Raw genomic sequence first — 20,887 nt, 5'->3', positions numbered from 1 at the left:
CCGACGAGGACCGCATCCAGAGGACGAAACGCGGGCGAAAAGGAGCGGGCCCGCACCGTGCAGCATCGGTGCGGGCCCGCGGTTCGGGGAAGCGGGACGTCAGAAAGCCGCGGTGATCCGCGTGAAGTCCCAGTCGTTCTGTGCGATACCACTGCAGTTCTCGGCGACCCCGCCGTTCGGGCAGCCGCGGTCACGGTTGGTCGACCAGAACGCGAGCCTGGCGATCTTGTTGGTCTTGGACCAGTCGGTGATCCGCGTCCAGGTGTCGAGACTCGTCAGTTCGCGCTGGTCCGAAAGACCGTTCATCCCGCTGATGCCGAGGTGGCTGTACGCCGTGGCGTCGTTCCACCCGAAGGTCGACTTCAGCTTGTCCCGCAGGCCGTTCGCCGCCCGGATGGTGTTGCCGTACATATCCGCGCCACCACCGAAATCGAACGGCATGATCGTGTAGACGTCGATTCCGGCGTTCAGTGCCTTCGACTGGTCGATGAGCCGGTTGCCCCAGGAGTTCGGGCCGCTGGTCGTCGTGCCGAAGGTGAGGATGGTCTGGATACCGGGGTTGTTCGCCTTCACGATCTTCAGCGCGTTCAGCACGCGGTCCTGCACGACCGCGTTCTCGAACTCGTCGGTGTTCTCGATGTCGATGTCGATCGCCTTGAGACCGTAGGCGTCGATCACCTTCTGGTAGGCCCCGGCGAGCGCTTCCGGCGTCGAGCAGTTCGGGCCGAGCTTGTTGCCGCTCCACCCGCCGAAGGACGGCACGATCTGCCCGCCCGCGGCCTTGATCTGCGCGATCGCGTTCGCGTCGACGCCGCCCTGCAGCGGACGGCTGCCGTCCCAGGCGGGGTTGCAGCCCCCGGACGACAGGATGAACGCCATCGTGAACCATTTGATCCCGGTCGCGTTCATGACCGTCTGCGGGTTCGGCGGGCTGCCCCAGCCCAGGTACAGATACGGCGCGCCACGGCCGCCTGGCAGCGGCGGGTTGCTGGTGGTCGTCGTCGGAGAGGTCGTGGTGGTGGACGTGGTCGGCGTCGTGGTCGGACCGCCGCCGCCCGGCTCGCACGAACCACCGTTGATCTTGCAGTTCGCCGGGGCGACGTAACCCCCGGAGTATTTGACGTTGAAGCCGAAGCTGGTGGAGCCGCCGTTGGACAGGTTGCCGTTCCAGGTGTTCTTCACCGTCACGTGCTGTCCGGAGACCGAGTAGCTGCCGTCCCACAGCGAAGCGATCGAGTGCCCCGCGGGGAGGTCGAACTCGACCGTCCAGGTGGGAAGGCTCGATCCCGAGTTGTTGCTGATCGTGTACTTGCCTTCCCAGCCGGAGCCCCAGTCGGAGCCCTTGCTGAAGGCGGCGCCGACGCCGCCGGCCGCGGAGGCCGGCGCGATCACGAGGACCGCGCCGGCCGTTGCGGCAGCGGCGGACAGGCCGATGGCCTGGATCCAAGTCCGCTTGCCCACTGTCAGACTCCTCAGTTCAGGCCGTTGCGCATGGCCGTGACGAGTTCGCCGTTGGAGGTGTCACCACTGAGTTCCCAGAAGAACGCGCCGCCGAGACCCTGGTTCTTGGTCCAGCCCATCTTCCCGTTGATGGTCGCGGGAGTGTCGTAGCTCCACCAGTTGTTGCCGCACTTCGCGTACGCGGTGCCCGCGATCGTGCCGGTCGACGGGCAGCTGTTCTTGAGGATCTTGTAGTCCTCGATACCCGCCTCGTAGGTGCCCGGTGCCGCGCCGGTCGCGGTGCCGCCCGGGGCGTCCTGGGTGACGCCGGTCCAGCCTCGGCCGTAGAAACCGATACCCAGCAACAGCTTGCTCGCCGGCACACCCTTGGCCTTGAGTTTCTGGATGGCCTCGTCGGAGTTGAAGCCCTGCTGCGGGATGCCGGGGTACGACGTCAGCGGCGAGTGCGGGGCCGTCGGGCCCTGCGCCGCCCAGGCGCCGAAGAAGTCGTACGTCATGACGTTGTACCAGTCGAAGTACGCCGACGCGGGGCCGTAGTCGGCGGCGTCGATCTTGCCGCCGCTGCTGGCGTCCGCGGTGATCGCGGCGGTGACCAGGAACGAGGAGCCGAACTTGGTGCGCAGCGCCTGTGCCACGTTCTTGATCGCGGCGGGACCGCTGGTGTCACAGGTCAGACCGCAGGCGTTCGGGTACTCCCAGTCGATGTCGATACCGTCGAAGACGTCGGCCCAGCGCGGGTCCTTGATCAGCTTGTAGCAGGATTCCGCGAACGCGGCCGGGTTCTTCGAAGCCTGGCCGAAGCCGCCGGACCAGGTCCAGCCGCCGAACGACCACAGCACCTTCAGGCCCGGGTACATCTTCTTCAGCTTGCGCAGCTGGTTGAAGTTACCGCGCAGCGAACCGGCGTCCCACGAGTCCGCGACACCGTCCACACTGGACGCGGCGTCGTAGAACTTGTCGTAGTCGGCGTAGGTGTCGTCGTTCGCGGTGCAGGACCCGTTGGTGACGTTGCCGAACGCGTAGTTGATGTGCGTCAGCTTCGCCGCGGAACCGGAGGTGTGGATGTTCTTCACGTGGTAGTTGCGGCCGTAGACGCCCCACTGCACGAAGTAGCCGAGGTTCTTCTTCGCGCCCGGGTTCGGGTTCGAAGTCGTGGTGGTCGGCGGGTTGCTCGTGCTGGTCGACGTCGGGGGATTGGACGTCGTGGTGGTCGGCGTCGTGGTCGGGTTACCGCCGCCCGGATCGCAGGAGCCGCCGTTGATCTTGCAGTTGGCGGGCGCGGTGTAGGCGCCGGAGTACTTGACGTTGAAGCCGAAGCTGGTGGAACCGCCGTTGGAAAGGTTGCCGTTCCAGGTGTTCTTGACGGTCACGTGCTGTCCGGAGACGGTGTAGCTGCCGTCCCACAGCGAAGCGATCGAGTGCCCGGCCGCGAGATCGAACTCGACCGTCCAGGTGGACAGGCTCGATCCCGAGTTGTTCGTGATCGTGTACTTGCCTTCCCAGCCGGAGCCCCAGTCCGACCCCTTGGTCAGGGTGGCTCCGACCCCGCCCGCCGCGTTCGCCGGCACGGTCACCAGACCGACCGCCAGCGCCGCCACGGCCGTGAACAGGCCGACCAGATGCCATCTTTTTCTCGACATTTCACTCCTTACAACCCGGTGCAGGGAAATGATCTTGGAGATGATTTCGTCAAAGGGAAATCGGCGACATCGCGTTGCCACGGCCGGAGCCGGGCAGGCGGGGATGCGTCTTCATCGACCACCTCCATGCGGAACGCTTTGTTGCGGGAGACGGTACGTGGTCTGGACCAATATGGGAAGCATCACTACGTAGAGTGGTGATTTTCCTGCGAACGGCCTAATACGTTCGACAGCGTTAACCGTTCACTGGTTCGGTGCCGGTCAATGGCGGAATTCGTCCAGTTCGCCGAGCCGGGCGATATTCGCCGATTCGTCGGGGTCGGGCAGGACACCGGAAAGGAAGACGTCGGTGATTTCCACGGCCACGTCGGGGGCCAGCCGTTTCAGGCTCAGCGCCAGCACATTGGCGTCGTTCCATTTGCGCGCGCCCGCGGCGATCCAGGTGTCCCAGGCCAGCGCCGCGCGGACACCGGGGACCTTGTTCGCGGCGATGGCCGTCCCCGTCCCGGTCCAGCACATCACCACGCCGAAGTCGGCCTCGCCCTGCGCGACCGCCCTGCCCACCGCCGCGCCGAGTTCCGGCCAGACGTCCGACGCCGCGGGGCGGAGCACCTCGTGGCCCGCCTCGGCGAGATACGCCTGGACGGCGTCCGTGGTGGCGTTCCGGTCGTCGGCGGCGAAGGCGATCCTCATATCCGGATCGTAACGCCGCGTCGACAGGTGACGAACCGGAAGTCATGGGAGGATCGCGCCGTGGACTCGTCTGCGGAGGAGCGCCAGGTCGAGCGTGACCAGGAGATCGCACGGACCCGGATCCTCGACACCGCCGCCCGCCTGATCGGCGAGGCAGGTTTCGCCCGGCTCAAGATCGGCATGATCTGCGCCAGGACCGGCTATCCCAGCGGCGTCGTCTACCAGTTGTTCGGCTCGAAGGAGACGCTGGTGCAGCGGCTCGTCGAGTTCGCCGCGGAGAAGTTCGCCGACGTCTTCAGCGCCGCCGTCGCCACCCGGACCGGCGGGCTGACCCCGAGCCCGATGGACATGCTGCGCGCCCTGCTGGACATCTTCTTCGAGCTGCTCACCGACATGCCGCCGCTGAACCGGGCGTTCGTGGTGCTCTGGACGGACGCGACTGTCGGCGATCCGGCGGTGCGGTCGGCGATGACCGAGGCCGACCGCCGGTACCGGTTCGCCATCGCGCAGACCGTCGCCGCCGGGATCGCGGACGGCTCCATCACCGGCGTCCGCGACCCCGACGCGTACGCGGCGGCGCTGGTGGGGCAGCTGCGCGGGATCGCCGTGGCCTCGATCATCGATCCCGGCGGGATCGACCTGCGCGCCGTCCGCGCGGAGATGGAGTACGCCGTGGACCGCCTCGCCTAGCCCGGACCCCGCCCCGCCGCCACACTCAACGGACAGGCTTCGCCTGGCTGTCAGACCTTGGCCAACTCAGCCGCGCCGAAGGAGACACTGAACCGTTCGCACCAGATGGTCACGCTCGAATAGCGCGCCAGGTCGGTGCCGGCGGGCAGCGTGTAGTTCTGGCTTCCCTTGTTGCCCTTGAGTTTCCCGGCGCTCACGTACGCGCCGTCGTCGAACACGAACCAGCCGGCCTTCCCGGGGATGACCGGCGCGTCGGTGAGCCAGACCCGCAGGTCCGGTCCGTTGCTCGTGTCGAGGTTCTCCAGGCGCAGCACCAGTGAGCCGTCGGCCGCGCGCAGGATCCGGACGTCGCCACTGGTCGTGTGCTCGTGGCTGATCAAGGCGCCGGTGGCCACGACCGAGGGCTCTTTCGGGGGTGGCGTGGCACTTTCCGAAGGCTGAGCCGTCGGTCGAGCCGAGGGCTCAGCGACGACGGGCGCGGCCTCCTGGACCGTTTCGTTCACCCAGAGCTTCCACGGCTGGAACCAGTAGAGGCCCGCGGCCACCGCGACCACCAGTCCGACCGCCACGACGGCGAGCACCCGCTTGCGTTTCATGGGGACATTCAACCGCGCCAACCGTCCGGATCGCCCGTTTCGGGCGGTTACCGAACTCTTACGACGCCGACCGGGCGGTATCACGGCTGGGTTTCGGTACCTTGACCGCGATCACGCCGCTTGACACGATTGCCGATCTGAAAAGGGCATATCGGACGGAGGCCCCTCGATGGGTTCGGCGATGTTTTCCATCCTCCTGCCGGTAGCGCTGGCGCTCGTCATGTTCGGGCTGGGCCTGACCCTGACCGTCGGCGACTTCACCCGGGTGCTCAAGTACCCCAAGGCCGCCGTCATCGCGCTGGTGTGCCAGATGATCGTGCTGCCGGTGATCTGCGTCGGCCTCATCGTCCTCTTCGGTCTCGAAGGTGTGCTCGCGGTCGGCATGATGCTGCTGGTCGCCTCACCCGGCGGGACGTCGGCGAACCTCTTCAGTCACCTCGCCGGTGGCGACGTCGCCCTCAACGTCACGCTCACGGCGATCAACTCGGTACTCGCCGTGTTCACCCTGCCACTGGTGGTCGGCCTGTCGATGGCCCAGTTCCTCGACGGTGGCGCCTCGGTCGGCCTCCAGCCCGCGAAGTTCGTGCAGGTGTTCGCGATCGTGCTGATCCCGGTCGTGATCGGGATGGCGGTACGGCACAGGTTCACCGGCTGGGCCGAGCGGATGCGCAAACCGGTCAAGATCGGCTCGGCCGTGGTGCTCGTGCTGGTGATCGCGGCGGCGATCGCGCAGGAATTCCGGACCTTGGCGGACAACATCTGGACGCTCGGGCCGGTGGCGCTGGCGCTTTCCGTGCTCAGCCTCGCGATCGGGTACTACGTGCCGCGGCTGTTCCGGGTGGACCGCGGGCAGTCGATCGCGTCCGCCATGGAGATCGGCGTCCACAACGCCACGCTCGCGATCGCGGTGGCGTATTCCGTGCTCGGCGACAAGGCGATGGCCGTGCCCGCCGGGGTCTACGGCGTGCTCATGTTCTTCCCCGCCGGGATCGCGGCGTTCCTGTTGTCCCGCAGCAGGGAGAACGCGCGGGTCTGAGTTAGTTTGGGGAAGTGCCTCGCCTCCCCATCGGTGAACTCCTCGACGTGAACGGTGTCGCCGTCCACGTCCGGCAGGACGGTTCCGGACCGCCGGTGCTGTTGCTGCACGGGTACTGCGGGTCGGTCCACTGGTTCGACCGGCTCACGCTCGGCCTGGCCGCGACCCGTCACGTGATCCGGGTGGATCTGCTGGGACACGGGTGCACCGGTGGTTCCGCGGGTTTGGACGCGGCGTCGCAGGCGCGCATGGTGGCCGCCGTCCTCGATTCACTGGACGTCGAGGACGTCATGGTCGCCGGTCACTCCTTCGGCGCGGACGTCGCCTTGGCGTTGGCCGCGATCTCCCCGCGAGTCGGTTCCTTGGTCCTGATCGGACAGGCGCCGGATTACAGCTACGCGTCCTTTCCGCCGGGGAGTTCGGTGTTGCTGCCGATGGTCAGCGCGCTCGTGCGGCTCGTGGCTCACCGGCCGTGGGTGCGGTTCGCCTCCCGGTTCCGCCGGGGTGGCTGGTTCGAAGATCCCTTGCAGGACCTGGCCGATCACGCCGTCACCGCGCCCGCGATGGCTCGGGTGGTCCTCGTGGAACGGGCGCGGCTGCTCGCGTTTCGTCCTCTCGATGCGCAAGTGGCGGCCCTGGCGTTGCCGTGCCTGGTGATTCTCGGGCGACGGGACCGGTTTTACGACTGTGACAAGACTTCCGCGCGGTACTCGGCGGCCGGGGCCCGCGTGGAGGTCGTGGAGGACGCCGGGCACTCACCGTTCCTGGAGCGGCCGGGCGAGGTCGCTCGGTTGCTTCGCGCGTTCGCGGCCTCGTGAGTGTCAAGGACGGTTCTAACCGTCCTTGACACTCACGAGACTTGCCTCATGACCAGCGCGCGCTGGAGTCCCCGATAGCCTGGTCCAGCACGGCCAGCCCTTCGGCCAGTTCGTCCTCGGTCGCGGTCAGCGGGGGAGCGATCCGGAAGACCCCGCCCATCCCCGGCAACTGAACGATGTTCATGTGCAGCCCCAGTTCGAGGCACCGCCGCGTGACCAGGGCGCCCAGCTCGTCGGAGCTGCGTTTCGTGGCCCGGTCGACGACGAGTTCCACGCCGACCAGCAGGCCCCGTCCGCGGATGTCGCCGACGACGGGATGACGCGCGGCGAGGTCGTCGAGGCCCCGGCGGAGGAAGGCGCCCAGTTCGGTGGCGCGTTCGTCGAGCCGGTCGCGGGTGAGGACGTCGAGCACGGTGTTCCCGACGGCCGCCACCAGCGGGTCCGCGACGTGCGTGGTGAAGAACAGGTAGCCGCGGTCGTGCGCTTCCTGCTCGATCTCGGCGCTCGTGATCACCGCCGCGAGCGGGAGGCCGGCGCCCAGCGTCTTGGACAGCGTGAGGATGTCGGGGACGACGCCGTCGCGTTCGAACGCGTACCAGTTCCCCGTGCGGCACAAGCCGGTCTGTGCCTCGTCGAGGATCAGCAGCATCCCGCGTTCGCGGCACTTCTCCTGGAGGGCGGCGAAGTAACCCGCGGGCGGCTCGATGATCCCGCCCGAGCTGAGGACCGGTTCGACGATGCACGCCGCGAGGCTGCCGACGGACTGCGCGTCGATCATCTCGAACCCGAAGTCCAGCTGCCGCCTCCAGTCCAGTTCTCCTTCCGGAGTAAGGAAATCCGGCCGATAGGAGTTCGGCGCGGGAATGGCGAAGTTGCCGGGCGCGGTCGGTCCGTAGCCCTTCCGGCCCGCGCTGTAGGTCGCGTTCGCGGCCGCTTGCGTCATCCCGTGCCACGACCGGGCGAACGACACGATCTCGTGCTTCCCGGTGACGAGTTTCGCCATCCGGATCGCGGCCTCGTTCGACTCCGCCCCGGTGGTCAGCAGCAGCGCCTTTTCCAGCGGTGACGGCAAAGTCCCGGCCAGTCGTCGCGCGAGGTCGACGACGGGGCGGCTCAGCATCCCGCTGAACAGATGGTCGAGCGAGCCGATCTGCCGTCGGACGGTCTCGACGATCTCGGGATGCGAATGCCCGAGGATCGCGCTCATCTGTCCCGAAGTGAAGTCGAGGATCCGCCGCCCGGATTCGGTGAACAGGTAGCTCCCGGCGGCGTGGTCGATGATCTCGCGGGTGAAATCGCCGGCCCCGGCGTAGCGCACGAGGTGCCGGTCGGCGTCGGCCCAGAAACGGTCGGCGGTGGACAGGTCGGTGATCGGAGCAGCCATGTCCCGACGGTAAGTCGCCTTCGAGCGACACGTCCAGCTCACGATTCCGGCTGTGCTGTTCGGCCGATCCGTACAACAATGGCCCCATGCTCAACCCCTGGAGGCTCAGCCTGCTGAGCAGGCTCGACACGCTCGGCACCGTCCGCGCCGTCGCGAAAGCGGCCAACCTGAGCGCGTCGAGCGTGTCCCAGCAGCTCGCGGTCCTCGAAGCCGAGACGCGGACGCGGCTGCTGGAGCGCACCGGCCGCCGCGTCCGGCTGACCCCGGCCGGGCGGATGCTGGCCCGCCGCGCGAGGGAGATCCTCGACCACATGGACACCGTCGAGGCCGAGTTGCGCGGTCTCGGCGAGGGCCCGGCGGGCCTGGTCCGCCTCGGCGCCTTCCAGAGCGCGATCCACACCATCGCCGTCCCCGCGGTGAACCGGCTGGCACGCTCGCATCCGCGCCTGCAGATCGAACTCCTCGAGCTCGAACCGCATGTGAGCATGCCCGCGCTCCGCGTCGGCGACGCCGACGTCATCGTCACCACCACGGACTTCGTCGAACAGCCGCTGGGCCCCGACATCGACCTGGTGCCGCTCGCGACCGACCCGATCGTGCTCGTCGTCCCGCCCGGGCACCCGGCGGCGGGCCGCGGGCCCGCCGACCTCGCTGCCTACGCGAGCGAGCCCTGGGCGTTCGACGTCCCCCAGTCGTACATGGCCAATCTCGCCACCCGGCTCTGCCGCGAAGCCGGTTTCGAGCCGCGGGTGATCGCCCGGTTCAGCAATTACATGATGACCTTGCAGCACGTCGAGGCCGGGCTTTCGATCGCGCTCCTGCCCGGCCTCGCCGTCGACCGGCGCTACCGCGTCACCACCCGTGAGCTCGCGACGCCGGTCGACCGCTCCATCACCGCGGCGATCAGGCGCGGGTCCGCGCCTCGCGCCGCGGTCGACCTGGTTCTCGAGGCGATCCGGAGTCATCCGGAACTGCCGCTGTGAACCCGTGCCGCCGCGCCACGAGCACCACGGCCAGCGTCGGCACGAGCAGCACCAGGACACTCCAGGGGAACGACTCCGCGCCGAAGCCGTCGAGGAGGACGCCGCCGGCGATCCCGCCGCCCGCCATCGCCGCGTTCCACAGGGTGACCAGCATGGCCTGCGCGATGTCCGCCGCGCCGCCCTTGTCGCCGGCCTGCGCGGCGGCGGTCTGCAGCAGCGTCGGGATCCCGCCCCAGCCGAGCCCCCACAGGGTCACCGCGACATAGACCAGCGCCGGATTTTCGCCCAGCAGCGCCAAAATCGTCGCTCCGAGCGCCACGAGAAGGGTCCCGGCGACGGTCAGCGGACGCAGCCGCCGGTCGATGAGGAGACCGACGAGCCAGATGCTGACCATCGACGCGAGGCCGAACACCAGCAGGATCCGATCCACCGAGCCGCCCATCGACACGTGTTCGAGGAAGGTGGCGATGTAGGTGTAGAGGATGTTGTGCGCCAGCACGAACGTCAGCGTCACGAACAGGACCGCGGCGACGCCGGGCACGGCGAGCGTCCTGCGCACCGGGAGCCTGCCGCCCTTGTCCTGCCCGGGAAAGTCGGGGACGCCCAGCGCGATCCAGCCCAGCAGGCCGAGCGCGAGCGCCGACATGAGCGAGAACGTCACCTGCCAGCCGAAGAGGCCGCCGAGGAAGGTGCCTGCCGGGATGCCGAGCGAGAGCGCGAGCGGGATACCGGTCATCACGACGGCGATCGCCTTGCCCCGCACCGGTTCCGGCGCCAGCCGCCGGGCGTAACCGGCCAGCAGCGCCCAGACGACGCCCGCCGCGATCCCGGCGACGAACCGCGCGCCGAGGGTCAGGGGATAGTTCGTGGACAGCGCCGTGACCGTGTTGGCGACGGCGAACCCGGCGACTCCGGTCAGGAGCAGACGTTTGCGACGCCAGCCCGCGGTCGCGGCGGAGAGCGGGATCGCGGTCAGCGCGGTACCGATCGCGTACACCGTCACCAGTTGCCCGGTCGCCGCTTCGCCGACGCCGAGCCCGGCGCTCATCGCGGGCAGCACACCGGCGGGCAATGCCTCGGTCAGGACGGTGACGAACGCCGCCGTGGTCAGCGCGAGCAGCGCGCCGAGTGGGAGTTTCGCAGTCATGCTCCGTATGCTCGAACCATCACATAGATGTGAAGGTCAAGTCGGCCGGGGTGAGGTGGCGCACATGCGGATCGGGGAGTTGTCGGAGCGGACGGGCACGTCGCGCCGTCTGCTGCGGTATTACGAGGAGCAGGGTCTCATCGTCTCGGAGCGGCTGCCCAACGGCTACCGCGACTACGCCGAATCGTCGGTCGACCGGGTCATTCAGGTCCGCGGCCTGCTCGACGCCGGGCTCCCGACCAGGATCATCAAGCAGATCCTGCCGTGCCTGGACAAACCCCGGCAGATCTACTTCCCGGACGCGACGCCGGAGATGCTCGAAACCCTGGAGGCCGAACGCGACCGGATGACCCGGCGCGCCGAATGCCTGCTCCGCAACCGGGACGCCATCACCGAGTACCTCGACGCGGTCCGCGCCTACGACCCGGCTTCCTGAGCCGGAGGGACTTTCCTCGCACCGGCCTTGACAGGGTGAGAAAGCGCTTTCAGGATGTGGGCAGGAAAGCGCTTTCAAAGGAGAACGGATGACCACGCGGAAACTCGGCGTCGTGATGAACGGCGTCACCGGGCGGATGGGCTATCGGCAGCACCTGGTGCGCTCGGTCCTGGCGATCAGGGAGGCCGGCGGGGTCGAGCTGGCCGACGGTTCCCGGGTCCAGCTGGAGCCGGTCCTGGTGGGGCGCAACGCGGACAAGCTCGAAGAGATCGCCACCCGGCACGGCCTGACCCGCTGGACCACCGACCTCGACGCCGCGCTCGGCGACGACGACCTCCCGCTCTACTTCGACGCGCAGCTGACCGCGGTCCGCGAGAAGTCGATCGTCCGTGCCATCGACGCCGGAAAGCACATCTACACCGAGAAGCCGGTGGCGGAGTCGGTCGAAGGCGCGCTCGCGCTGGCACGGCACGCCGAAGCTGCCGGGGTCAAGAACGGCGTCGTCCACGACAAGCTGTACCTGCCCGGCCTGCTCAAGCTGAAGCGCCTGATGGACAGCGGCTTCTTCGGCCAGGTGCTGTCGGTGCGCGGCGAATTCGGCTACTGGGTCTTCGAGGGCGACTGGCAGTCGGCGCAGCGTCCCAGCTGGAACTACCGCGCCGAAGACGGCGGCGGCATCGTCGTCGACATGTTCTGCCACTGGAACTACGTGCTGGAGAACCTGTTCGGCGCCGTCAACGCCGTGACCGCGAAGGCCGTCACGCATATCCCGGAGCGCGTCGACGAGAAGGGCGACCGATACACCGCCACGGCCGACGACTCCGCGTACGCGATCTTCGAGCTCGAAGGCGGGGTCATCGCCCAGCTCAACTCGTCCTGGTGCGTGCGGGTCCACCGCGACGAACTGGTCGAGTTCCAGGTCGACGGCACCAAGGGCAGCGCGGTCGCGGGCCTGCACAAATGCGTCATCCAGCCGAGGGAGGCCACCCCGAAGCCGGTGTGGAACCCGGACCTCGCCGAGACGCGGTCGTACCGTTCGCAGTGGCAGGAAGTGCCGGACAACGAGGACTTCGGCAACGGTTTCCGCGCCCAGTGGGAGCAGTTCGTCCGTCACGTCGTGGAGGGTGCGCCGCATCCTTACGACTTCATGGCGGGGGTGCGCGGCATCCGGCTCGCGGAAGCCGGCCTGGAGTCCTCGCGCGAGGGGCGCCGGATCTCGCTGACCTAACGGCCGAAAACCGCTCGGGGGTCTTCCGCGATCAGCACCGAGATCTCCCGGATCTTGCGGTTGGTGTGCTGTGACGCCTCGGTGAGCCAGCGGAAGGCTTCCTCGGCGTTCAGCTCCAGACGTGCCATCACGATCCCCTTCGCGGTGGCGATGGCGTCCCTGGTCTCCAGTGCGGCGACCAGGGTCTCCGCCTGCCGTTCGGCGGCGGCCCAGCGGGACGCGGTCAGGATGATCGCCGAGATCGCCGAGGTGAACATCGCGACCAGGGCCGCCTCCACCGGGTCGAAGGCGTTTTCCTCGAAGCTCCAGACATTGAGCGCGCCGGACAGCGGCTCGGTCTCCCGCCGCTTGAAGTGCGACTCGTCGGGGACGAACAACGGGCAGGACAGCGAGGTCCGCACGCCGAGCAGTTCGGCGGTGGTCGTGAAGTCCGGCCAGCGCGCGGCCGCGTCGGCGTCCAGCAGCGTCCGGACGATCGTCCCGGTCTCGGCGGCCTTGAGACAAGGGCCCTCGTCCGCGCTGTACTGCGCCTTGTCCAGGGGTAGCACGGACTCGTCGGTGGCGGCGACGGTGCTCGGTTCGTTGTCGGTGTACAGCGTCACCGTGGCCGCGTCCGCTCCGGGCAGCAGCCCGACCACCTTCTTCGCCACCCGTTCCAGCAACTCGTCGCGGGGCTCGTCGAGCCGCATCGACTCGGTGAGCTCCCGCAACGCCGAAGCGGTGTCGCGAAACTGATCCATCGTGGCCCTTTCCCTCGGACGGCGGGTTTCGCCGTCCACCAAGAACGTACTCGTTCCGGCTGGCCGGGCATTGACCGATTCGGGCTAACCCGTGGCCGGTGGGCCGCCGGTTCGGAGGTCATGAGGCCTTCGCCACAGGGGACACCGGCGCGGGAAAGCACCTGGTCAGGCGATTTGGCGCCGGGCGTTGACTTGTGGCGCTCCGTGGGCTGTAATTCTTGAACATTTCAGCGCAAGAACATGACAAGAGTCAGGAAGATTCCGCTCAGTCCCCTCCCGGAACAGAGGAATGTCATGAGAACGAAGCGCCCACTGACGTGCGCGGTGGTGTTCGCCACCCTGTCCCTTCTCTTCACGCCACCCGCCATCGCGGCGAACGACGCCCCGGCATCAGCCGCCGCCGAAGCCGCCGACGCGACCTACACCGCCAGCAGTCAGCTGGCCGGCTACGCCGTTTCGAACGTCGGGGACGGCAATCAGGCCACCTACTGGGAAAGCACGAACAACCAGTTCCCGCAATGGATCCAGGCCGACCTCGGCGCGGCCACGAACATCGCCCGGCTCGTGCTCAAGCTGCCATCGGGCTGGGAAGCCCGCACCCAGACCTTCTCGGTGCAGGGCAGCGCGAACGGCACGAGCTTCAGCGACCTCGTGCCGTCGGCAGGCCACCGGTTCGACCCGGCGACCGGCAACACGGTCACCCTCGACGTCACGGGGAACACCAGGTTCGTACGGCTGAACATCACCGCCAACACCGGCTGGCCCGCGGCCCAGCTCTCGGAGTTCGAGGTGCGCGGTCCCGCGGGCGGTGACACGCAGCCACCGTCCGCGCCGGGGAACCTCGCCTACACCGAGCCGTCGAGCGGCAAGATCCGGCTCACGTGGTCGGCGTCGGCCGACAACACCGGAGTCACGGGCTACGACGTGTACGCCAACGGGCAGCTTCGCGGCAGCGTCGCCGGTGACGTCCTGACCTACACCGACGACCAACCCGAGAGCGCGACGATCGCCTATTCCGTGCGTGCCCGCGACGCCGCGGGCAATCAGTCGCCGAGCAGCGGCACGGTGACCAGGACCGGTACGCGGGCGGGGACGAATCTCGCGCTGGGCAAGCCGATCACGGCGTCTTCGGTGCAGCACTCCTACGTCGCGGCCAACGCCAACGACGACTCCACGACCACTTATTGGGAAGGCGCGGCGTATCCGAACCTGCTGACCGTCGCGCTCGGGTCCAACGCCGATCTCGACCGGATCGTCGTCAAGCTCAACCCGGATCCCGCGTGGGCACAGCGCACGCAGACGATCGCCGTCGAAGGGCGTGACCAGGGTGCGGCCGCGTTCACCACGCTGGTGCCCGCGCAGACGTACACCTTCACCCCGTCGAGTGGCAACACCGTCACCATCCCGGCCGGTGGCCGCGCCGCCGACGTCCGCCTGCGGATCACCGCCAACTCCGGTGCCCCCGGCGGACAGGCCGCGGAGTTCCAGGTCTTCGGTGTTCCCGCGCCGAACCCCGACCTGACGGTCTCGGGTGTTTCGTGGTCACCGCAAAACCCGGTGGAAACGGACGCGATCACCGTGTCGGCCACCGTCCGCAACGCCGGAACGGCGGCCTCGGGTGCGACGAACGTGAATCTCTACCTGGGCACCGCGAAGGTCGGCACTGCACCCGTCGGTGTGCTCGCGGCCGGAGCGTCGGCGACGGTGTCGGCGGACATCGGCACCAGGGAGACGGGCAGCCACCAGCTCACCGCGAAGGTCGACGAGGGCAACGCCGTCGTCGAACAGGACGAGGGCAACAACTCCTACACCGGTGCGACGGCACTCGTCGTCAGCCCGGTGGCCAGCTCCGACCTCGTCGCGGCCACCGCCTGGTCGCCGAACAACCCGACGGCGGGTGACACCGTGACGTTCTCCGCCACGGTGCGCAACCAGGGAACGGTCGCTTCGGCCGGCGGCGCGCACGGCGTCACGGTGACGATCACCGACCAGAACGGCGCCGTCGTCAAGACCCTCTCCGGCTCGTACACCGGCGCGATCGCGGCCGGGGCCACGGCACCGCCGGTGAACGTCGGCACCTGGACGGCCGGGAACGGCCGGTACACGGTCAAGACCGTCGTCGCGAACGATGCCAACGAGTTGCCCGCGAAGCAGGGCAACAACACGAGCACGCAAGCGTTGTTCGTCGGTCGCGGCGCGAACATGCCCTACGACATGTACGAGGCCGAAGACGGCGTGGTCGCCGGCGGCGCGTCGGTGATCGGCCCGAACCGGAAGATCGGCGACCTCGCGGGCGAGGCATCGGGCCGCAAGGCCGTGACGCTGAATTCGACCGGCTCCTCGGTCGAGTTCACCACGCGCGCGGCCACGAACACCCTGGTGACCCGGTTCTCGATGCCGGACGCCGCGGGTGGCGGCGGGCAGAACTCGACGCTGAACGTCTACGTCGACGGCACGTTCCTGAAAGCCATCGACCTGACTTCGCGCCACGCGTGGCTGTACGGCCCCGAAGCCTCTCCGCAGAACTCCCCGGGAGCCGGGCCCCCTCGCCGCATCTACGACGAGGCCAGCATGCTGCTCGGCACGACCGTGCCCGCCGGGCACAAGATCAAGCTGCAGAAGGACGCCGGGAACGGCTTGAACTACGCGATCGACTTCGTGAACTTCGAGCTGGCCACCGCGGCCGCGAACCCCGACCCGGCGCGTTACGCCGTCCCGGCCGGGTTCACCCAGCAGGATGTGCAGGCCGCGTTGGACAAGGTCCGCCAGGACCCGAACCTCACCGGTGTCTTCCTGCCGCCGGGGCAGTACCCGATGACGAGCAAGGTCACCGTGTACGGCAAACCGGTCACGGTGCTCGGCGCCGGGCCGTGGTTCACGAGGTTCACCGCGCCCGCCGGACAGGAGAACACCGATATCGGGTTCGACGCGCAGGCGAGTGCGAGCGGTTCGACGTTCGGCGGGTTCGCCGTGTTCGGGAACTACACGTCCCGGATCGACGGTCCCGGCAAGGTCTTCAACTTCACGAACGTCACGAACATGACGATCGACAACATCTGGGTGGAGCACCAGATGTGCCTCCTGTGGGCGACCAATGTGGACAACACGACGGTGAAGAACTCCCGGATCCGCGACATGTTCGCCGACGGGCTCAACTTCACCAACGGCAGCACGGGGAACCGGGTCACCAACAACGAAGCCCGCTCCACCGGTGACGACAGTTTCGCGCTGTTCGCGGCCACGGACCTCAACGCGGGCAACCAGTACGACAACGTGTTCGAGAACCTGACCGTGCTGCTTCCGTGGCGCGCGGCCGGGCTGGCGGTGTACGGCGGGTACAGCAACACCTTCCGGAACCTCTACATCGCGGACACGCTGACGTACTCCGGGATCACGATCAGCTCGCTCGACTTCGGCTACCCGTTCCTCGGGTTCGGCCCGCAGCCGACGACCGTCCAGAACGTGTCACTGGTCCGCGCCGGTGGCCATTTCTGGGGGCAGCAGACGTTCCCGGCGATCTGGATGTTCTCCGCCTCCAAGGAGTTCCGCGGTATCCGGGTGTCCGATGTGGACATCCAGAGCCCGACATACAGCGGCATCATGTTCCAGACCAAGTACACCGGGAACCGGCCGGAGAACCCGGTCGAGGACACGGTGCTGACGAACGTGTCGATCACCGGGGCGCACCGCAGCGGTGACGAGTTCGACGCGAAGTCAGGGATCGGGATCTGGGTCAACGAGCTGCCGGAACCGGGGCAGGGCCCGGCCGTCGGCTCGGCGACGTTCACCGGGCTCACCCTGAGCGACAACGCCGAGGACATCCGGAACACGACGAGCACGTTCACCATCAATCGGAATTGAGCGCGTGGCGCCCGCCGGGAGCAGGTTTCCCGGCGGGCGGCCCGGGTATGCGGGTGCTGCCCCGACTCCCGGACAGAGAGGCCATGCCGTGCGCGATACCGGTTATGACGCGGTGATCGTCGGTGCCGGACCCGCCGGGTTGAGCGCCGCGCTGGTGCTCGGCCGGTCCCGGCGCAGTGTGCTCGTGATCGACGGGGGCGCGGGCCGTAATTCCACGGCCGCGGGCGTGCACGGGCTCCTGGCCTGCGACGGGATGAACCCGGACGCGCTGCGGGCCACCGGTCGCGAGCAACTGGCGGAGTACCCGGAGGTCCGCCTGCGCGAGGGCCGGGTCCTGACCGTCGACGGCGAACGCGGCAGGTTCACCGTCGCGTTCGAGGACGGCGGCCGGGTGAACGCGCGCCGGATAGTGCTGGCCACCGGCGTGATCGAGGACCTGCCCGGGATCGCGGGGCTGGCCGAGCGCTGGGGGAAGAGCGTGCTCGGCTGCCCGTACTGCCATGCCTGGGAATTCCGGGATCGGCCCTTGGCCGTCCTGGCCACCGAGGGGCGGCAGGACGCGATGTTCGCCGCCCAGCTGACCCGGTGGAGTTCGGATGTCACCTTGTGCACCAACGGTTTTACCTTGTCCGCGGACGATCAGGCGCTCCTGCGCAAACGCGCTGTTCGCGTGCGCCAAGAGCCGGTGCGCAGTGTGGAGGGACCCGAGGGCGAGGTCGAACGGATCACGTTCCGAGAAGGCGGCCCGGTGGAATGCGCGGCGGTGTTCCTGCACGCCACCACGCGGCAGGCCGACTCGCTGGCAGAGGAACTGGGCTGCGTGCTCCAGGACGACGGCACCGTGCGGATCGACGACGTCGGCTTCACCGGCGTACCCGGTGTTTACGCCGCGGGTGACCTGGCCCGGCGGGAATCGTGCCCGCCGGGCATGACGTTCGTGGTGACCGCGGCCGCCATGGGTTTCGTGACGGCCACCGCGGTGGATCACGAGCTGTTTGAGGAAGAGCTGGACTGAAGAGCGGAATCCGTGCTTCACTCCTTGGCATGCCCTACCGACGGACCCCGAAGACGCAGGCAAGACTGGACTCGCAGCGAGGCGAGATCCTCGCCGCGGCCGTCGCGCTGCTGGCCGAGACCGGGTACGCGGGCTGCTCCATGGCCGCGGTCGCCGCGCGGGCGGGCGTGGGCACCGGCAGCGTGTACCGGCAGTTCCCGTCCAAGGCCGACCTGGTCGTCGAGGTCTTCCGCGAGGTGGTCTCCCGGGAGGTCGACGCCGTCGAGGCCGCCGCCTCCCAGGGTGACGTCCGCGAGCGGGTGGTCGCCGTGATCGAGACCTTCGCCGGGCGGGCGCTGAAGGCGCCGAGGCTCGCGTATGCGTTGCTGGCCGAACCGGTCGACGCCGTCGTGGAGGCCGAACGCCTGGTGTTCCGCCGCGCGTTCCGCGAGGTCATCGCCAGGAACATCGCCGACGGCGTGACGAGGGGGCTGCTGCCCCCGCAGGACGCGGAAGCGACCGCCGCGGCGCTGGTCGGCGCGGGCGCGGAAATGCTGGTCGGCCCCTTGGCGGGCGAAAGCGGACCGGACACGATCCCGCAGCTGGTCACGTTCACCCTTCGCGCGCTGGGAGGTTCCGATGGCGTTTGAGACGCTCACCTACCGCGTCGAAGACCGGAAGGCGTACCTGACCTTGAACCGCCCCGAGCGGCTCAACGCGATCAACGACGTCATGCCGCGCGAGATCCGGCAGGCCGTGGAGCTGGCGAACGAGGACGACGCGGTCCGGGTGATCGTGGTGCGCGGCGAAGGCCGGTCGTTCTGCGCCGGATACGACCTCAAACAGTTCGCCGAGGACGACGCCGAAGGCCGCTGGAACCAGGGCCCGGTCTGGGATCCGGTCAAGGACTACCGGGTGATGAAGCGCAACACCGACGACTTCTTCAGCCTGTGGCGATCGCTGAAACCCACCCTCTGCCAGGTGCAGGGCCACGCGATCGCCGGCGGCAGCGACATCGCGCTGTCGTGCGACGTGCTGATCATGGCGACCGACGCGCGCATCGGCTATCCGCCCGCACGGGTGTGGGGCTGCCCGACGACCGCGATGTGGGTCTACCGCGTCGGCGCCCAGCGCGCGAAGCGGATGCTGCTCACCGGCGACACCATCGACGGCGCCACCGCGGCCGAATGGGGGCTCGCGCTCGAGGCGGTGGAACCCGGACGGCTCGAAGCGGCCGTCGAGGAACTGGCGGACCGGATGGCGGGCGTGCCGACGAACCAGCTGGTGATGCAGAAACTGATGATCAACCAGGCCTACGACAACATGGGTCTTTCCGGCACCCAGACGCTCGCGACTCTTTTCGACGGCATCACCCGGCACACCCCGGAAGGCCGCTGGTTCCGCGAGTTCGCCGAACGCGATGGTTTCCACGAGGCGGTGGCCTACCGCGATTCCGGACAGGTCATCCCCGACGGCGGCGGACCGCTGCCCGAGCACAAGGATCCAAGGAGGTCGTCATGACCGCGAACACCGAAAGCGAACGCGTCGCCGAGCGCCTGCAGCGCTCCTCCGCGCGGCTGTCCTACGACCCGGACGTCGACGTCGACTGGCTGGCACCGCTGGTCGACGGGGCGTACGGCAAGGCGCCGGAGCGATGTTCCTTGTACGGCACGGAACTCTGGGAACGTCTCGACGAAGGCCAGCGCGCCGAGCTGAGCCGCCAAGAGGCCGCGGCCGCGGCGGCGTCCGGTATCTGGTTCGAGCTGATCCTCATGCAGGGCCTCGTGCGTCACGTCTACAACAGCGACCCGACGACGCACAACGCCCAATACGCGCTCACCGAGATCGCCGACGAATGCCGTCACAGCACCATGTTCGCCCGCTCGATCGAGAAGAGCGGCGGAGTCGTCCGGCGCCCGAGCCGCACGGCACACCGCTCGGGCAAGATCTTCGGCGCGATCTGCGGCCCGGCGCTGCTGTTCGCCGGCGCCATCTACGTCGAAGAACTCGCCGACGGCATGCAACGCGAGATGATGCGCGACGACAGCCTGCAGCCGATGATCCGGATGATCTCACGCATCCACGTCATCGAAGAGGCTCGCCACATCAGCTTCGCCAAGGACGAACTGGGCCGCGCCTGGGCCCGCCACGGCCGGATCGGCCGCGAACTGATCCGCTGGGCGATCGCCGGGATGGCCTACGTCGCGACGTCGGAGCTGTTGCACCCCAAGGCATACACCGCTGTCGGACTCGACCCGCGCGAAGCCCGCCAGGTCGCCACAGCGAACCCGCACTGGCGCCGCACCAAGGCGGCGTGGGCGGCCAAGGCCGTCGAACACTTCACCGAGATCGGCCTCATCGGCGGCCCGAGCCGCCGGCTCTGGCGCCGCGCCGGCGTCCTCGACTGAACAAGGAAGGCACTCCATGTCCAAGCTCCTCGGCCTCGGCATCGCCGCGACCGGCCTCGCCCACTTCGCCGCCCCGGCGGCCTTCGAACCGGTGACGAAGATGGCCTTCGCCGACGACGTCCGCAACTGGACCTACCGCAACGGCGCCACCGAACTCGCCATCGGCCTGGCGATCGCGGCCGCTCCCACGCGGAAGGCCGGGTTCGCGGGTCTGGCCGTCTACGCGGGCTGGCTGGGCAAGCGCGTCCTCGCCCGGCGCTAGTCAGGCGTCGTGCACCACGCGGACTTCGAGACGAAGTCCGCGTGGTGCTGAAAGAAACCGCCGGGTGTTCGGCACTTGGCGTCGAATACCCCTTCGCACACGGCGGCCGGCGTAGGGAAGCGTGACGCCAAGGGGGGGGGGTGTCCCGGCAGTGCCGCAGGCGCGGCTGATGGCGGTCGGTAACTGAACCCGCGCATACGAACAAAGCCCACCGACGGCACCCGGAAACCGGGATAAAACCGTTGGTGGGCTTCGTATCGGAACTGTGCGCCATCAGGGACTCGAACCCCGAACCCGCTGGTTAAGAGCCAGCTGCTCTGCCAATTGAGCTAATGGCGCCTGCTTGTTCCGCCGCTTTGGTGTTCCCCTCGGCGACGTGGAAAACATTAACACAGGGTTGCTGGGGCCCGTTTCAGGGGGTCCCCTAACGACGGACCGGGACGTATTCGGCCATCCGGCCGCGAGCGTTGCGGCCGGTCAGGCAGACTATAGCCAGACGTTGGGGTTGGT

Annotated in this window: 19 protein-coding genes and 1 tRNA gene; 12 read left to right on the top strand and 8 right to left on the bottom strand. The window is 68.5% G+C overall.

What is annotated here, in order from left to right; genetic code table 11:
• Positions 1 to 99: 99 nt before the first annotated feature.
• The 3 genes from H4W30_RS13270 to H4W30_RS13260 all read right to left on the bottom strand — a co-directional run bounded on the left by H4W30_RS13270 (position 100) and on the right by H4W30_RS13260 (position 3,794).
• Positions 100 to 1,434: a cellulose binding domain-containing protein gene (locus H4W30_RS13270; protein ID WP_378233156.1), complete on the bottom strand. Its 1,335-nt coding sequence runs from the start codon at positions 1,432 to 1,434 to the stop codon at positions 100 to 102.
• A 38-nt stretch (positions 1,435 to 1,472) separates the two neighbouring features.
• Positions 1,473 to 3,101, bottom strand: a complete 1,629-nt coding sequence (locus H4W30_RS13265; protein ID WP_192743122.1) for a glycosyl hydrolase family 18 protein — start codon at positions 3,099 to 3,101, stop codon at positions 1,473 to 1,475.
• A gap of 261 nt (positions 3,102 to 3,362) precedes the next feature.
• Positions 3,363 to 3,794 (bottom strand): RpiB/LacA/LacB family sugar-phosphate isomerase, encoded by a 432-nt coding sequence (locus tag H4W30_RS13260; RefSeq protein WP_192743121.1) that lies wholly within the window; start codon positions 3,792 to 3,794, stop codon positions 3,363 to 3,365.
• A 60-nt stretch (positions 3,795 to 3,854) separates the two neighbouring features.
• On the opposite strand from H4W30_RS13260, the gene H4W30_RS13255 reads away from it, so the two are divergent.
• Positions 3,855 to 4,484 (top strand): TetR/AcrR family transcriptional regulator, encoded by a 630-nt coding sequence (locus H4W30_RS13255; protein WP_192743120.1) that lies wholly within the window; start codon positions 3,855 to 3,857, stop codon positions 4,482 to 4,484.
• A 50-nt stretch (positions 4,485 to 4,534) separates the two neighbouring features.
• On the opposite strand, the gene H4W30_RS13250 is transcribed toward H4W30_RS13255, so the two are convergent.
• A complete protein-coding gene (locus H4W30_RS13250) occupies positions 4,535 to 5,080 on the bottom strand; it encodes a DM13 domain-containing protein (protein ID WP_192743119.1) in 546 nt (181 codons plus the stop codon).
• Positions 5,081 to 5,261: 181 nt separating this feature from the next.
• Here H4W30_RS13250 and H4W30_RS13245 point away from each other — a divergent pair, with 181 nt between their 5' ends.
• Positions 5,262 to 6,116 carry a bile acid:sodium symporter family protein gene (locus H4W30_RS13245; protein ID WP_225949314.1) on the top strand — a complete coding sequence of 285 codons (855 nt, stop codon included), beginning with the start codon at positions 5,262 to 5,264 and terminating at the stop codon, positions 6,114 to 6,116.
• A gap of 14 nt (positions 6,117 to 6,130) precedes the next feature.
• The gene (locus H4W30_RS13240; RefSeq protein WP_192743117.1) at positions 6,131 to 6,934 is read left to right on the top strand and encodes an alpha/beta fold hydrolase; all 804 of its coding nucleotides are present in this window, start codon (positions 6,131 to 6,133) and stop codon (positions 6,932 to 6,934) included.
• Between the two features lie 46 nt (positions 6,935 to 6,980).
• Here the strand turns inward: H4W30_RS13240 and H4W30_RS13235 are convergent, their stop codons facing one another.
• Complete coding sequence (locus tag H4W30_RS13235) at positions 6,981 to 8,318, bottom strand: aspartate aminotransferase family protein (protein ID WP_192743116.1); 1,338 nt, start codon at positions 8,316 to 8,318, stop codon at positions 6,981 to 6,983.
• A gap of 86 nt (positions 8,319 to 8,404) precedes the next feature.
• Here H4W30_RS13235 and H4W30_RS13230 point away from each other — a divergent pair, with 86 nt between their 5' ends.
• The gene (locus tag H4W30_RS13230; protein WP_192743115.1) at positions 8,405 to 9,301 is read left to right on the top strand and encodes a LysR family transcriptional regulator; all 897 of its coding nucleotides are present in this window, start codon (positions 8,405 to 8,407) and stop codon (positions 9,299 to 9,301) included.
• Here the strand turns inward: H4W30_RS13230 and H4W30_RS13225 are convergent.
• Entirely contained in the window at positions 9,222 to 10,448 is a 1,227-nt protein-coding gene (locus tag H4W30_RS13225) for an MFS transporter (protein WP_192743114.1), read from the bottom strand. The two genes, H4W30_RS13230 and H4W30_RS13225, sit on opposite strands and share 80 nt — an antisense overlap.
• Positions 10,449 to 10,512: 64 nt before the next feature.
• Here H4W30_RS13225 and H4W30_RS13220 point away from each other — a divergent pair, with 64 nt between their 5' ends.
• Both H4W30_RS13220 and H4W30_RS13215 read left to right on the top strand, forming a co-directional pair.
• Entirely contained in the window at positions 10,513 to 10,884 is a 372-nt protein-coding gene (locus H4W30_RS13220) for a MerR family transcriptional regulator (RefSeq protein ID WP_192743113.1), read from the top strand.
• Between the two features lie 88 nt (positions 10,885 to 10,972).
• The gene (locus tag H4W30_RS13215) at positions 10,973 to 12,112 is read left to right on the top strand and encodes a Gfo/Idh/MocA family protein (RefSeq protein ID WP_192743112.1); all 1,140 of its coding nucleotides are present in this window, start codon (positions 10,973 to 10,975) and stop codon (positions 12,110 to 12,112) included.
• On the opposite strand, the gene H4W30_RS13210 is transcribed toward H4W30_RS13215, so the two are convergent.
• Positions 12,109 to 12,852 (bottom strand): GAF and ANTAR domain-containing protein, encoded by a 744-nt coding sequence (locus H4W30_RS13210; RefSeq protein WP_192743111.1) that lies wholly within the window; start codon positions 12,850 to 12,852, stop codon positions 12,109 to 12,111. The genes H4W30_RS13215 and H4W30_RS13210 overlap by 4 nt on opposite strands.
• A 294-nt stretch (positions 12,853 to 13,146) precedes the next feature.
• Here H4W30_RS13210 and H4W30_RS13205 point away from each other — a divergent pair, with 294 nt between their 5' ends.
• From H4W30_RS13205 to H4W30_RS13180, 6 genes are all read left to right on the top strand, one after another.
• The gene (locus tag H4W30_RS13205; RefSeq protein WP_192743110.1) at positions 13,147 to 16,713 is read left to right on the top strand and encodes a discoidin domain-containing protein; all 3,567 of its coding nucleotides are present in this window, start codon (positions 13,147 to 13,149) and stop codon (positions 16,711 to 16,713) included.
• Between the two features lie 88 nt (positions 16,714 to 16,801).
• On the top strand, positions 16,802 to 17,728 hold the full coding sequence (locus tag H4W30_RS13200; protein WP_192743109.1) for an NAD(P)/FAD-dependent oxidoreductase: 927 nt from the start codon (positions 16,802 to 16,804) through the stop codon (positions 17,726 to 17,728).
• Between the two features lie 29 nt (positions 17,729 to 17,757).
• The gene (locus H4W30_RS13195; RefSeq protein WP_192743108.1) at positions 17,758 to 18,357 is read left to right on the top strand and encodes a TetR/AcrR family transcriptional regulator; all 600 of its coding nucleotides are present in this window, start codon (positions 17,758 to 17,760) and stop codon (positions 18,355 to 18,357) included.
• Complete coding sequence (locus H4W30_RS13190; protein WP_192743107.1) at positions 18,347 to 19,228, top strand: crotonase/enoyl-CoA hydratase family protein; 882 nt, start codon at positions 18,347 to 18,349, stop codon at positions 19,226 to 19,228. Before H4W30_RS13195 ends, H4W30_RS13190 begins: the two co-directional genes overlap by 11 nt.
• Positions 19,225 to 20,115, top strand: a complete 891-nt coding sequence (locus H4W30_RS13185; RefSeq protein WP_192743106.1) for an AurF N-oxygenase family protein — start codon at positions 19,225 to 19,227, stop codon at positions 20,113 to 20,115. Before H4W30_RS13190 ends, H4W30_RS13185 begins: the two co-directional genes overlap by 4 nt.
• 16 nt (positions 20,116 to 20,131) lie before the next feature.
• Complete coding sequence (locus H4W30_RS13180; protein WP_192743105.1) at positions 20,132 to 20,377, top strand: hypothetical protein; 246 nt, start codon at positions 20,132 to 20,134, stop codon at positions 20,375 to 20,377.
• 266 nt (positions 20,378 to 20,643) lie between these two features.
• On the opposite strand, the gene H4W30_RS13175 is transcribed toward H4W30_RS13180, so the two are convergent.
• Positions 20,644 to 20,716, bottom strand: a tRNA-Lys gene (locus tag H4W30_RS13175).
• Between the last annotated feature and the right edge of the window lie 171 nt (positions 20,717 to 20,887).

Origin of the sequence: Amycolatopsis roodepoortensis, assembly GCF_014873915.1 — a bacterium.
Lineage (GTDB): Bacteria > Actinomycetota > Actinomycetes > Mycobacteriales > Pseudonocardiaceae > Amycolatopsis > Amycolatopsis roodepoortensis.
The sequence above is the reverse complement of the archived record's forward strand: the minus strand, read 5'-3'. Positions and strand labels throughout refer to the sequence as shown.

What these genes read in the sequence shown, in the direction of transcription:
- H4W30_RS13210 (WP_192743111.1), bottom strand. Translation starts at nt 12,852, where the DNA reads ATGGATCAGTTTCGCGACACCGCTTCGGCGTTGCGGGAGCTCACCGAG.
- H4W30_RS13220 (WP_192743113.1), top strand. Translation starts at nt 10,513, where the DNA reads ATGCGGATCGGGGAGTTGTCGGAGCGGACGGGCACGTCGCGCCGTCTG.
- H4W30_RS13260 (WP_192743121.1), bottom strand. Translation starts at nt 3,794, where the DNA reads ATGAGGATCGCCTTCGCCGCCGACGACCGGAACGCCACCACGGACGCC.
- H4W30_RS13195 (WP_192743108.1), top strand. Translation starts at nt 17,758, where the DNA reads ATGCCCTACCGACGGACCCCGAAGACGCAGGCAAGACTGGACTCGCAG.
- H4W30_RS13180 (WP_192743105.1), top strand. Translation starts at nt 20,132, where the DNA reads ATGTCCAAGCTCCTCGGCCTCGGCATCGCCGCGACCGGCCTCGCCCAC.
- H4W30_RS13190 (WP_192743107.1), top strand. Translation starts at nt 18,347, where the DNA reads ATGGCGTTTGAGACGCTCACCTACCGCGTCGAAGACCGGAAGGCGTAC.
- H4W30_RS13205 (WP_192743110.1), top strand. Translation starts at nt 13,147, where the DNA reads ATGAGAACGAAGCGCCCACTGACGTGCGCGGTGGTGTTCGCCACCCTG.
- H4W30_RS13235 (WP_192743116.1), bottom strand. Translation starts at nt 8,318, where the DNA reads ATGGCTGCTCCGATCACCGACCTGTCCACCGCCGACCGTTTCTGGGCC.
- H4W30_RS13265 (WP_192743122.1), bottom strand. Translation starts at nt 3,101, where the DNA reads ATGTCGAGAAAAAGATGGCATCTGGTCGGCCTGTTCACGGCCGTGGCG.
- H4W30_RS13250 (WP_192743119.1), bottom strand. Translation starts at nt 5,080, where the DNA reads ATGAAACGCAAGCGGGTGCTCGCCGTCGTGGCGGTCGGACTGGTGGTC.
- H4W30_RS13225 (WP_192743114.1), bottom strand. Translation starts at nt 10,448, where the DNA reads ATGACTGCGAAACTCCCACTCGGCGCGCTGCTCGCGCTGACCACGGCG.
- H4W30_RS13185 (WP_192743106.1), top strand. Translation starts at nt 19,225, where the DNA reads ATGACCGCGAACACCGAAAGCGAACGCGTCGCCGAGCGCCTGCAGCGC.
- H4W30_RS13215 (WP_192743112.1), top strand. Translation starts at nt 10,973, where the DNA reads ATGACCACGCGGAAACTCGGCGTCGTGATGAACGGCGTCACCGGGCGG.
- H4W30_RS13230 (WP_192743115.1), top strand. Translation starts at nt 8,405, where the DNA reads ATGCTCAACCCCTGGAGGCTCAGCCTGCTGAGCAGGCTCGACACGCTC.
- H4W30_RS13245 (WP_225949314.1), top strand. Translation starts at nt 5,262, where the DNA reads ATGTTTTCCATCCTCCTGCCGGTAGCGCTGGCGCTCGTCATGTTCGGG.